At 45.6% G+C, this 12,662-nt stretch carries 12 protein-coding genes and 2 pseudogenes; 5 read left to right on the top strand and 9 right to left on the bottom strand.

The window, feature by feature from the left end:
• The first annotated feature begins 225 nt into the window (after positions 1–225).
• From GPK83_RS12880 to GPK83_RS12865, 4 genes and pseudogenes are all read left to right on the top strand, one after another.
• The gene (locus GPK83_RS12880; protein ID WP_252196353.1) at positions 226–747 is read left to right on the top strand and encodes a helix-turn-helix domain-containing protein; all 522 of its coding nucleotides are present in this window, start codon (positions 226–228) and stop codon (positions 745–747) included.
• 4 nt (positions 748–751) lie between these two features.
• Positions 752–1,444, top strand: coding sequence for a hypothetical protein (locus GPK83_RS12875; protein WP_215704947.1), 693 nt, complete (start codon positions 752–754; stop codon positions 1,442–1,444).
• A gap of 342 nt (positions 1,445–1,786) precedes the next feature.
• Positions 1,787–2,032, top strand: a complete 246-nt coding sequence (locus GPK83_RS12870; protein WP_006855993.1) for an integrase core domain-containing protein — start codon at positions 1,787–1,789, stop codon at positions 2,030–2,032.
• A 35-nt stretch (positions 2,033–2,067) separates the two neighbouring features.
• A pseudogene (locus GPK83_RS12865) lies at positions 2,068–2,160 on the top strand (DUF2500 family protein); the annotation flags it as partial.
• Positions 2,161–2,402: 242 nt separating this feature from the next.
• Here the strand turns inward: GPK83_RS12865 and GPK83_RS12860 are convergent.
• The 6 genes and pseudogenes from GPK83_RS12860 to GPK83_RS12835 form a co-directional block, all read right to left on the bottom strand.
• The gene (locus tag GPK83_RS12860; protein ID WP_021905077.1) at positions 2,403–3,455 is read right to left on the bottom strand and encodes a tyrosine-type recombinase/integrase; all 1,053 of its coding nucleotides are present in this window, start codon (positions 3,453–3,455) and stop codon (positions 2,403–2,405) included.
• Positions 3,456–3,631: 176 nt separating this feature from the next.
• Positions 3,632–4,339 (bottom strand): annotated as a pseudogene (locus GPK83_RS12855) (tRNA 2-thiocytidine biosynthesis TtcA family protein); the annotation flags it as partial.
• A 262-nt stretch (positions 4,340–4,601) separates the two neighbouring features.
• Positions 4,602–5,228, bottom strand: a complete 627-nt coding sequence (locus GPK83_RS12850) for a hypothetical protein (RefSeq protein WP_215704946.1) — start codon at positions 5,226–5,228, stop codon at positions 4,602–4,604.
• 38 nt (positions 5,229–5,266) lie between these two features.
• The gene (locus GPK83_RS12845) at positions 5,267–5,416 is read right to left on the bottom strand and encodes a hypothetical protein (protein ID WP_158553069.1); all 150 of its coding nucleotides are present in this window, start codon (positions 5,414–5,416) and stop codon (positions 5,267–5,269) included.
• Positions 5,417–5,782: 366 nt separating this feature from the next.
• Entirely contained in the window at positions 5,783–6,067 is a 285-nt protein-coding gene (locus GPK83_RS12840; RefSeq protein ID WP_021905074.1) for a hypothetical protein, read from the bottom strand.
• A 478-nt stretch (positions 6,068–6,545) separates the two neighbouring features.
• Positions 6,546–8,780, bottom strand: coding sequence for an NlpC/P60 family protein (locus GPK83_RS12835; RefSeq protein ID WP_215704945.1), 2,235 nt, complete (start codon positions 8,778–8,780; stop codon positions 6,546–6,548).
• 324 nt (positions 8,781–9,104) lie between these two features.
• Here GPK83_RS12835 and glmS point away from each other — a divergent pair, with 324 nt between their 5' ends.
• A complete protein-coding gene (gene glmS / locus GPK83_RS12830) occupies positions 9,105–10,922 on the top strand; it encodes a glutamine--fructose-6-phosphate transaminase (isomerizing) (protein WP_215704944.1) in 1,818 nt (605 codons plus the stop codon).
• Positions 10,923–11,063: 141 nt separating this feature from the next.
• On the opposite strand, the gene GPK83_RS12825 is transcribed toward glmS, so the two are convergent.
• The 3 genes from GPK83_RS12825 to GPK83_RS12815 all read right to left on the bottom strand — a co-directional run bounded on the left by GPK83_RS12825 (position 11,064) and on the right by GPK83_RS12815 (position 12,624).
• Entirely contained in the window at positions 11,064–11,759 is a 696-nt protein-coding gene (locus tag GPK83_RS12825) for an alpha/beta hydrolase-fold protein (RefSeq protein WP_252196351.1), read from the bottom strand.
• 88 nt (positions 11,760–11,847) lie between these two features.
• Positions 11,848–12,045: a helix-turn-helix transcriptional regulator gene (locus GPK83_RS12820; RefSeq protein ID WP_117498577.1), complete on the bottom strand. Its 198-nt coding sequence runs from the start codon at positions 12,043–12,045 to the stop codon at positions 11,848–11,850.
• 57 nt (positions 12,046–12,102) lie between these two features.
• Entirely contained in the window at positions 12,103–12,624 is a 522-nt protein-coding gene (locus tag GPK83_RS12815) for a hypothetical protein (protein ID WP_117514894.1), read from the bottom strand.
• Positions 12,625–12,662 lie beyond the last annotated feature (38 nt).

Genomic DNA, 12,662 nt, shown 5'->3' with positions numbered 1-12,662 from the left:
TACTACCAATCTCTGGGCCTGGCTGCATAGGAAATGATATCTTTGAGATAAATGTGTCAACCAATATTGACAATATCATAATTTTAAATGCCTTTATATGAACACTTAAAGTGCAGAAAAACAAGCAATTTCATAAATGTTATTATTTTGAGCGCAAATGTAAAGCAATGTTGATAGAAAAAATTGTTTATTTTATTTAAAATTGCTCTTAAAGGAGGACACAAAATGGAAATTGGAAATAAAATCAACCAATTAAGGAAACTTTCGGGAATGACACAAGAACAATTAGCAGAAAAACTTAACGTATCCAGACAGACTATTTCCAAATGGGAGTCAGATAGCACTTCCCCTGATTTAGAAAGTATCGTTAAAATAAGCAGAATTTTTCATGTGTCATTAGATGATTTGCTAAAGGAAGGAGAAGCAGGTGTGGCAAACAAAACTGATGAGCAAATAACTTTAGAAGATTTGATGAAAATAAATCTTCATAACAGAAAAATGACGCAGTTGCTAATTAGTGGTCTGATTTTTATTATGGTTAGCATATTAAATTTCGCCTATGTAATTGCGCTACAAAGCACAACACTTAGTACCCAGTATATGCTATACCGATATATCGTTACAGGACAATACGAAAATGCCCCTATTGATTATATGCGGTTAATGATACCGTCTATTATTGCGGCAGCAATCGGAGTGATATTGTTCATAAGTTATACCATTGAAAGAAGAAAAAAAGGAGACTGAAAATATGTATAAGGCAAAGAAGTTTATTTCATATATGGCTTTATGTGTGTTAATCTTTTCTTTATGTGCATGTGGAGAAAAAGGTAGTGAAAACGCTGCTATTTATGGAGAAACCGTCGGAGGATTGGAAGATAATGAGCTTTTTGCAATTATTGATACAAATGCTTCTTTACCTGTTTTACTTGTTACCTCACAAGTATATAATGACGGTTTGGGAAATCAGGCAGCACTTAATTGTGATGTATATTATTTGATAGATAAAGAAGTTAAAAACATAGGAACAATAGAAAGTATGGGAACAGCATATCCTATCGCCTATGATGAAACAGGTATTTATGCTGCTTCCGGTCACGATATGCAGCGTTTTGAAATTGAAAAATCCGGTTCGCTCAGACTGGCAGAGGGGATTTATGAGCAATTTGACGAAAGTGGAAATGCTGCTTATACCATGAAAAAAGGAGAGGAAACAGATGTAATTACAGAAGAAGAATACTATGCAGCTTTTGAAAAATACAGCAATGCTACCATAGTAAATTTCTCTTATGGTGCATCGGACGCTGGCAAGGCAGAAGTGGTAACTAACAATGATCTGGAACCCCGTCAAGGAAATATAGCAGAAGATGTCAATGTACTAGAAATTGTACAAGAGACAGCCTCGGAATTTGCAGTCAAAAAAATGGAAACTTCTTATTTTTGAAAGGCAGGACAATGAAATTTTTTATGCCGCTACTTTGGTAGAAAATGATTGTGCGCCGGAGATGATATTTTTACAAACGACTTACAGACAACACTTAAAGAATAGCAAACCCAGTCGAGCCAGTCAACGGCAAGATGAACGGCTCTTGCAGAGCCGCCGTTGACAGCCCCGCCCGGTTTTGCAGTTAGGCAGTCAAGGAGCGACAGCCTAAAGTGCTGCCGCCCCTTACTTTTATGATACAGCATCAACTTTGGAAGTATATCCTGATGCTGTATCAGAGGAACACAGTACACAAGTGAGTTATATCGTAAAGCAATCAGCAAATATGGCATTCTCCAAAGCATGAACAGTGCTGGCGGCAGATGCCACGACAATGCCAGATGCGAAAGCATGTGGGCAAGATTCAAAGAAGAATTACTTTATGGACGTTATGATACCACTTCAATGACAGTAGAACAGTTAAAAACACTCATCTGGAGATATTTCATCAGCTATTGGAATAACCGAAGAATCTGCTCTGCTAATGGTGGCTTACCTCCGATGATTAAGCGTCAACAATACTACGATTCATTACAGGAGGCAGCATAGGTCGAACATCCTTGAGAAAAAAGTGTAAACCAATATTGACAATATCAGAATATGGAATGCTGGCGGAAGGCGACATTGGGAAACTTACGTTTCAGGGAACGAGATATCTGTCATTTGAGCGCGTGTGATTCGGGAGGTGATAGTTTCACAGGCTCTTCTGTGCATTAAAGTCGATATCTTGCCTCTCCAATGCGTAGATGACTCTAATAAGCTTTTTGGCCACATGAGTAATGGCTACTCGATGTGGTTTGCCTTCTCCGCGTTTCTTGGCATAGTAAGTTGCAAATGTCATGTCAAAGCGGATTAACGGTAGTTTTCACTTTACACGGAAATAAAGTACGAAATTAGTCTTTTTCATCGAAAAATTTTTTTAGCTTTCACGCAGTCTTACAACATTCCGCGCCGACCGTCTGCGTTCTTCCTCCTGGGCAGCATAATGTTTTCTGGTCGTATTGACATCATTATGGCCTAAGACGGAGGCGACGAGGTAGATATCGCCGGTTTCCCGGTATAGGCTTGTACCGTAGGTGCTGCGGAGCTTGTGTGGAGTGATCTTTTTCAGCGGTGTGACAAGTTTCGCGTATTTTTTTACGAGATTTTCCACGCTGCGTACGTTGATCCGTTTCCGCTGCATGGAGAGAAAGAGGGCATCCTCATTTCCCGGGACGGCATCGATCATTTCGCGCTCATCCAGATAGTCTTCCAGTACATCGCGAACTTCATCGCTGAAGTAGATCACGGATTCCTTTCCGCCTTTCCGGTAAACTCTGGCACCGCAGGTATCAAGGTCGATATCATTGATATTTAATCCAACGCATTCAGAAACACGGATACCGGTTCCGAGGAGGAGTGACATCATTGCAAGGTCTCGAACTTTTGTTCGCTCATGGTAAAGTTTCTGTTTCTCGGTCAGTTTATCACCTTCCTCAACTTCATCGAGGAGCTTTGCCACCTCATCGATCTCCAGACGGATAATTTCCTTTTCGTGGAGCTTCGGCATGCGCACGAGGGCGGCGGGGTTCTTCTCGATCCGCTCATTTCGGAAGAAATAGCTGTAGAAGCTGCGGAGAGAAGAGACCTTCCGCATGAGTCCACGTTCTGTATTTATAACATCTTCATTTGTATCACTCGGATGACATTTCAGATAATCAATATATTCCTCCAGATCTGTCACCGTCAGCTTTTCAAGATCAGACGGTGTGAGAGTATGGGACGGATTGTCAAAGGTGCCGGGATTGGCGGTCTTTAAGAACTGAAAAAATATTTTCAGATCATATGCGTAGGCAATCCTGGTTCTTGTGGACGTGCTTGTCTCGATTCCGCGGAAAAAATCGGAACAGAACGAAGGGAGTTCCTTCTGCAGCTCCCGAAGTTTCTTGATATTTTCAATATCCTTCTGTTCATGGTAGGAGAGTGTGGCCATCAGAATTCCTCCTTTTTATTCTTGCTTTCACGGTCATTTTCATGGCAATTATGTGATCTGGAAAGTTGTTCTTCCACACCGGTCTGATCTCTCTGTATTTTCACAGATATCTCCGATCGACAGGCTTTATCATCCACCTTCTCAAATGTTCCAGCCATTCCGATATTCCCAGAATTCCAGCCTTCAATATTTCCAGATGTCACCGCATGAAACAGCCGTTCCTTAATTCCCGGATTATCTTTATTTAACTGCCTGGTTAAATTTTTAACATATTCGCGTTTTGTATGTCCATCCGCGGGGCATGGATTTTTGCACACAGGAAGATTATACTTATTCTTAAATCCGATCACATCAGCTTCAGAGACATACATGAGAGGGCGGATCACAGTAAGCTCTGTGCGGTCCAAAAATGTCTTTGGCGGGAATGTATAAAAACGTCCTTCGAACATTAAAGACAACAGCATTGTCTCAATAATATCATCCTTATGATGCGCGTAAGCGATCTTATTGCATCCGGCGGCCTTTGCCTCAAGGTTTAGGGCTCCTTTGCGCATTTTCGCACACAGAGAGCATGGATTGGACTCTTTACGGGTCTCAAAAACGATTTTCCCGATCTCGGTGGGGATTATCGTGAGCGGTACCTGAAAACCTTTGCAAAAGGCCTTTATGCCGCTGAAATCCTGAATTCCGAATCCGAGATCGACTGTGAATGCATGAAGCGTAAAATGTTTCGGGTAAAAGCGCTGCAGTTCATGGAGCGCATAGAGAAGAGCCAGACTGTCCTTACCGCCGGAGACACCGACAGCAATATGATCCTGATCATCGATGAGAGTATAATCATCAACAGCCTGACGAACCAGGCTTAAAAGTCTTTGTAATTTCATTAGAAAACCTCATTTCATGGAAAACATGGTAAATCACCGGAATTTCACCATAACTATTCGATAAACTGTTCTTTCACGAATAGTTGGAAATCTATCCATATCATACTCTATTCCATCCCCAATGTCAATATTCCGGCTTTCAAAACAAAAAATGCCATAATATATTGTCGATGTAGGTAAACATGTCACAAAGATGTAGGACACTTATCACAATCACATGGAAATCCCGCTTTTCTACTATTTTTTCGGAATTATATAGGAATTATTCAATATTACTTTTTTTCTCCAGGACATAATTATCATTATCACCGGTTAGCGGATCGCTGCCTATGGTAATCAATGGTATGCTGTTGGTTTGCCATTTTTCATAGATAGCTTTAAAATTCTGTGTTTTGATTAATAAATCCTGCTTATTATCCTCTGAAGTATGTATCGAATCATATGGCAGTTCCTCTGTCTCTAATATTTCTTTCTGGCCCTTCTGATTAAAGGAAAATATTTCAAAATGGTAATTTCCTATGCCATTCCATATCTCAGGTGTATACTGTAGAATATAGTTTTTATGGTCAACAACCGTTAAATAGTACCAACGCCATCCAGCATGGCTATCAGAGGCATGGTCTTTATATATTACAATAGGATTGCCATCTATTATAGCATATATTTCCAATGTGATTTCCAAGGCATCCTGGCTTATAACAAGTAACTCATCATTACCATCATGTGTTAAATCTACCATAAGAGTTCCTGCAATATTCTCTTCGGGATAACGTGATAAAATATCCTCGAAAAAATTATATTGGTTATTTTTCGTGGCAATAAGAAAACACCCTAATCCCAAAAGTATCATACATATAAAAATCAAAATCTCAAACTTTGTTTTTTTCATTTTTCCCTCTTGCTGTGAAGTTCAAAGTTATGTTTAATTTATACTAAATAATTGGTGAAACCATTATTGATATCATCTACCGTATAGGTTTTAGATTCCCCCGCCTTTTGATCTGCAAAAGAGGTGGATGAATAGGCAGACAAGAGGAATAGTGTCATGCTGCAGAGTACCAGAAATCTTTTTTTCATAGAGTGCTCTCCTTTTCATTGTTTAGTATGTCTCGTTACTTAGTGTGCAGTGCTGGTTATCTACATGGGACATATCCATTGGAATCATCTCCTTTTCAATATTCGTTAATCCTTTTGTTTTCATATGTTATATGAAACAAACTTTCCTATTCACATTCATATGTTACTGCCATATAGCTCTTTGCCACAGAAACCATGTTTTTACGGATTTATTCATCATAGCGACCTCCTTATCCGGGAGGCATCCATCTTAATGGGGCTTTATTAATTATATTTTTCAGGAACTGATCCAACTCAAAATGTATCGATTTGTCCATGACATATTTTGGTCTGTTCACCGTAATGTTCTCCCCGCAAAAAATAATATTATATTGGTATGTTTCCATTGATATAATGGCTCCTTTGTCCCGGCCATTTGGGTGGAGTGATTGAGAATACAGGTTTCTTTTTTCTGTCATTAAACAGGATTGTAAATTCTTCAATCTTTTGCTGACCTGTTATTCTCTTTTTATAAGGTGGGGACACGAGTATGATCCCGGCGATTTTTTCTGCGTTTAAATTATCAAGCCTAGTTATTTTTCCAAAAAATATTACGCCCATGGTTATCAGCACGAAAATGATATATCTTATTTTAATTTTCTCCTTGCCCATACTGCCTCCTGTCTTGGTGCAGTCCGCGTTACTCTTTCCTTTTTTTGAATTATATTATCAAATTGTACTGCTTTCAATACACTTCTTCATATCTTCATAATGCGTAATATATTGTTTATATTTTAGTTAATTATCTGTAATTTTTTCTCTTATAAGCATCCAAAAAATTTTCCTTTCAATCCACTCCCGCCATATTTTCTTCAGCGTATCCAATTATCAGCGCAGAACTGCCTCGATTCAATTTTTATTAATTCTTTTTCTTCACTTTCGTTATCGGCAACTAAAGCAAGCACCTTCTCTCCAGCCGCATTCCAGTCTTTCTAGACCCCTGATGTGCTGTAAAGAAGGTGCTGCACATGATCCGCACAAAAATGTTCATCACAATCATCAAATCAATTTCATACAGATCAAATTATTTAAAATTACTTTTTAGTCCCCAGAACCAGACAAATCGGTTAATTCCCAGAACTACATTCCATTAATCCAGCAGATTTCTATAATACGGCCAGTTCGCGTTCATCACGCCAATTGTGACATTGTTCGCGGAACCCGTCTCATGGACACACTGGATCTGTCCGTTTGAGGTAAATCCGAGGAACATGATAACATGCGGCGTGGATCCCGTGATTACCACAATATCGCCCGGCTTCAAATCCTGGCGTTTTACCTGCCGTCCAAGAGTCCTTAAGCCCTCTGTGCCTTCATACGGCAGATGCGTTCCTGTGACGGACCAGTATACCCAGTTGACCCATCCGGAGCAGTCGAGTCCCTTTAAGATACGTCCCTTGTGATCCGGGATCGTGACGGAACCGAAATTGTTGCCAGTATAATTCTGGGCGCTGGCCTTTCCACCCCAGTAATACGGAACTTTTCCGACAGACTGAAGGGCGTACCGGATAATATTCTTTCTCGTCTCTGAAGTATCTTTTGGAAGTCTGCTCATGTAGGAGTCAATCTCCGTCGTTGAGAGCGGCGCTCTCGTGCCCTCCACGATTACGTTGAGCCCATATGTTTCCGTCCAGTCCTGACGGTTGATATGGCTCACAAAAGCAGTCATTCTCCTGTTCCAGCCCTCCCAGCCGGTTCCGTCCGCGGATACGGACTCCGTCTCTCCCACAGTGTTTCCTGTGTCATCGACACTGTAAAGATTTGAATTTTCGTTGAGTGTGCGGATGGTCGCTGAGATCTTCAGATCGATATGTCCGGGACAGATTAGTGCATGGGATGCAGCCGCCGTATGGACACTATATCCGTTGGCAGCGCTCTCTTCTACTTCGGCTGCCTGTTCCAGACCACCGGTTTCACTGACTGCTTCACTTCCTGCCGCCGTTTCCGGCTCTAAAAGGAATGTCTCCGCATTCTGCTCTTCCGCTGCCGCCCGGACAGCATAACCGGAATATTCATGGTCCGCTTCTTCATTGCTGCCGACTCGGATGATCTTCACTGAAGTCTCTTCCGTTCCTTCCGTGGAAGGAGCAGTGGTTTCGCGAACCGTCTCCTCTTTCGTTGTCGGTGCTGCAGTCGTTGAAGCTTCCGTCTCCGGAGCTTTCGTGGCTGCCTCGGTCTTATCCTCCACGCGGATGATCGTCGCTTTCTTTGTGGTCTCCTGGATCACGCTCTCAGCCGTCTCAGCCAGGGAATCCAGGGCGCTTGTAGTGGATTCTTTCGTCTCGGCACCTTCTGTATGGTTTGCAGCCGACGGAGGAACTGTCGTTGTTTCAGCCACCATGGACGTATGTGCGGAGGAATCCTGGGCGGAACCTGATGCGGTGGAACCATCACTGTGGCTCTCGCCGTTTACAGAAACCGTATCTCCGGCCTGGTCGATGACCTCATCGCCTGCGTCTGTTCGGATCTCCGTGTCGATATTTCGTCCGGATACAAAGGTATCCTCGCCTTCCAGCTCGGAATCTCCCTCTTCCGCAGACGCGTTCGGATCCACGCAGCCGTCGCAGTAATAGACATTTCCAAGGGATGCCTGGTAGGAATGGGACTTCGTCCAGAGGTCATTCACATAGGTGCGGATCGTGTCAAGATCCGTGATCCCGTTATAAAACGCATAAACACTTGCCATGGAAAGAATATCCTGGGCATTTGACACTGCGGACGTGACCTCGCCGTCGCCGTTGTAAAACGTAACCTTGACATTCTTAAAATGCTCCACATACCAGGAAGCCGGATTGTTCTTATCCTGAGTCTTCGAGGTCGGGTTATACTGTCCGAGAACAGAGGACGCCTTGCGGCCAAAGGACGGGGCAAGCTTTGCCGGAGCTTTGTTTGCCATGTCATAGATCGCGGCAAACCACTTGGAGTCCTTTTGGATCAATTCCTTCATCAGGATCTCCGCATAGCTGGTCTCCGATCCCTCCTCGTACATGTTCGAAAAGTTTAATTTATATGGAGCCGGTGCATCCGGATCGATCTCCGCTGTAGTCTCATCCGTCGCATTTTCTGTAGGATCCTCGAGAATATCGACGGTCTCCGGCTCATAGATCCGCTCCGTGCTGGTCTCCGCCGGGGCGATCACCGGAATATAGGGAAGCATGGCGGAAAACGCGATACAGGTACATAAAACCATCGCTAAAAGCGGTCTCGCATTCTGCCTGCCTGTCACCCAGTGCATGCAGTCTGCGGCGATCTTCTCCACCTGCTCGCGGATTTTTTCCTTATCAAAAGGTAATTTATGAAAATCTAAATGGTCGTTCAACTTCATTTTCGAGCGTACATCTCCTGCATTATGTAAATATAACGGAGTTAGTATAACATATAGGGAAAGGAAAATTTGTTAAGATTTCTTTAATTTTCCCTATGGAAACAGGCGCGGATTGACTTTCCAGCCATTTAATACTATAATCGTAACAAGTTGGCTCGTGCAGTCGTCAGGGGGGATACAGGAATGTCCCGTAAGCTTGCTTACAGGAAGGTTTCTGCGTCCCTTCTGAACATTAGGAATGTCCCGCAGGGGACCTCAAGATAGCATGATACCGTGTGAAACATAGTCTAATATTACATAACGAAAAACTGGAGATGAAAATATATGTGTGGAATTATCGGATACTGCGGTCCTTTAGACGCGCAGACAGTACTGCTCAATGGTCTCACCCAGCTTGAGTACCGCGGCTACGACAGCGCGGGAATCGCTTTATTTGACGAGAACTCAAAAATCCACTTTATCAAAAAAGTCGGAAAAGTTGCTGCCCTGCGCAAAGTATGCGAGGAAGATCCCATCGTTTCCCATTGCGGAATCGGCCACACCCGCTGGGCGACCCACGGCGGCGTGACAAGTGAGAATGCCCATCCGCATGTGGCAGGAAAAGTGACGATGATCCATAACGGCATCATCGAGAACTACCATGCCCTGACAGCAAAATACCACCTGGAGGGAAAGCTCCATTCCCAGACAGACACGGAAGTTGCCGCTGCGACCTTAAACGAGATCTACAACGGTGACCCGTTCTCCTCCATCCATGAGTTCTTAAGACAGCTGGAAGGTTCCTACGCCTTCTGTATCATGTTTGAGGACCGGCCGGGTGAAATTTATGCAGTGAGAAACGTAAGCCCGCTTGTAGCCGCTTACACAGCTTCCGGAGCCATGATCGCCTCTGACCTGACGGCTCTTCTTCCGTACTCAAAAAAATACTTTGTTGTCCCGGAAGGAAAGATCGTACAACTCACTGCCTACCACGCGAGCCTCTACGAGCTTGACGGTACAAAGGTGGAGCCGGAGATCCTCGAGGCATCCTGGAACACGGACGCAGCCATGAAGAACGGCTTCCCGCATTTCATGATGAAGGAGATCCACGAGCAGCCGGAAGTATTAAAAAAGACGATTCTTCCGCGCCTCACAAAAGGTCTCCCGGACCTCTCCGATGAGAAGATCCCGGATGAGCTCTTAAAGCGGATCACAAATATCCGTATCATCGCCTGTGGAACTGCCATGCATGCGGGAATGGTGGCGAGAGCCCTCATTGAGCCGCGCCTCAGAATTCCGGTGACCGTGTCCATCGCCTCTGAGTTCCGCTACGAGGAGCCGCTGATCGATGATTCGACCCTCACCATCGTGATCTCCCAGTCCGGCGAGACCATCGATACCCTGGCGGCACTCCGCCTCGCAAGGGAATGCGGTTCCACTGTAATTTCAGTTGTAAACGTAAAGGGATCCACGATCGCCCGCGAGAGCGACTACGTGATCTATACCCATGGAGGTCCTGAGATCGCCGTGGCGAGCACGAAGGCCTACACGGTACAGATCGCTGCCCTCTATCTTCTCTTCTGCCGTATGGCACTTGTACGCGGCGTATACACGGAGGAACATGCAGAGCAGTTCATGAGTGATCTCTTAAACTGCGCTTCCGCTATGGAGACCATGATCCGCGATGAGAATACGATCAATGAGATCGTCACCCACATCGTGAATTACCCGGATGTGTTCTTTATCGGCCGCGGCATGGACTACGCGTTCTCCTTAGAAGGCGCGTTAAAGTTAAAGGAGATCTCCTACATCCACGCGGAGGCTTACGCAGCAGGTGAATTAAAGCACGGAACCATCGCCCTGATCACAGACCATGTCCCGGTGATCGCCATCGCGACCCAGAAACACATCTTCGCAAAGACCATCTCCAACATCCGTGAGGTAAAGGCGAGAGGTGCCTATGTGGTACTCCTTGTAACGGAAGATACCGCTGTCGACGAGGGAATCGCCGATGTGATCATCCGCATCCCGAAGGAAGATGATAAATTCACCGTATTCCCGATCGCCGTCGTCCTCCAGCTCATCGCCTACTACGCTTCCGTCCAGAAAGGCCTCGATGTGGATCAGCCGAGAAATCTGGCGAAATCTGTGACGGTGGAATAATTACCAAATTTATATTCAATATTATTAGGGGCTGTCGCATTAGCAAATATTTTTTGCTGGGCGGCAGCTCTGCTTTATGCCCAAATGGTATCGAAATCGGTTACGTTTTCGATGCCATTCTTTATAAACGCAGTTCATTCTTCACGCTTCCAGTAACGCCTTGATACCTTTTGCGCTTCGCATCGCCACGTCCCGGAAGTGATTTCCGGGGTTCAGCTCCCAGCGCACATCCACGCCGACCTCCTGATAGTGCCTGACGATCGCCTCCGTATTTTCCTGCACGGTTTTCAGTACCGCATGCTTCGTCTTCGCCTCGGCATCCCCTAGCGACATGTAGAGCATCTCCGGTTGCCGCATCAGTTCATGCCGAAGCACGTATTCCCGGAACTTCGGAAACCACAGGGAGCCGGACATGCTGGCCACCCACGCGAAGCAGTCGCAGCGGTACATCGCATAGAGCGCAAAAAGCCCAGCCAGCGAGTACCCGGCGATGCCGACGTACGGCGCGCTTCCCCGGATTTTTTTCCTGGCTGCCGGCACGATTTCCGACGCCAATGTCTCCAGATAGGCATCCGCTCCTCCCGTAGCAGCCGGACCCCGCTTCGACAGCGGCGGACAACTCCACGGCGTCATATCGTGATACCACTGAAGCTTTCCGACCACCAGCAGATTGCAGTCCGGCGCATCCATCGCCCGCATCGCCTGCGCAAGCTCTTCCCCGTCTCCCATCACCGTATTGAAAACGATCAGTGGCCGGTTTTCTCCCTGCGCCGGATACAGCGTAAGCTCCTTTTCACATATCTGAAATCTGATCTTCTCCATTTTGTCACCATACATCAATCCGCGCTCTAATCAATCAAATCCGCTTCTTCTCTTTCATCCTAAGGAGTCTTTTCCTTCATTTCAAACGTTTTTGAAGCCAGGTTCACGGCTCCTCCCAGAACAGTTCGTCCAGTGTCCGGTTCAGCGCCCTGCAGATCGCGATGCAGAGTCGGATCGTCGGGTTATAATCGCCCTTTTCGATGGCGTTGATGGTCTGCCGCGACACGCCGACGAGATCCGCCAGCTGCTGTTGCGACAGATCCAGCGCCGCCCGCGCCGATTTCATCTTCAGGTTTTTCATTTCAGCAGACCTCCCACCGATCGACACCATTTTTCACGAATTTCATCGTCCGGTTTTTCATTCCGCCGAACCTCCCCGTTTGTCCACCCACGCTTTCAGCAGCAGGTTCACGATGATCAGCGCGAAGAACGCAAAGATCAGGAGATAGATGCCGCCATCCCAGGTGAGGATGCCATCGACGATCACGTCGCCAGCACTGGCATGCCCCCGGAAACTCAGGTACTGCATCACCATCACCGCCACCATGAGCACGATGGCTGCGTTCGAGCCCGACGCCTGCCGGATGCCCCAGTACGCATCCTTCCAGATATCATAGAGGATGACCACCAGACATCCCACCATGAGGCAGGCCATCATGAGGAGTGAAAACTCGATCGGCAGTGCACCCACGCACTCCTCCCACAGCATCACTGCCGCAAGCGAGAAGGCCAATGTCAAAAAGCCGTAGCGAAATGCTCTCCCTCGAATCAGTTCCTGCCGCTCATCATAACCACTGTAATCCTTATCCTTCTTAAACATGATGATCTTGAATATCTGAACCGCGATAAATGCAGCCGTAAATGATAAAATCTCTGACATATCCGTCGTCCTCCTTCCGACATAATGTAAAATATATT

The organism is Clostridium sp. MCC328, from assembly GCF_018785465.1.
Classification (GTDB): Bacteria; Bacillota; Clostridia; order Lachnospirales; family Lachnospiraceae; genus Pilosibacter; species Pilosibacter fragilis.
Note: the sequence above shows the minus strand (reverse complement) of the source record. Positions and strands in the feature narration are given on the sequence as shown.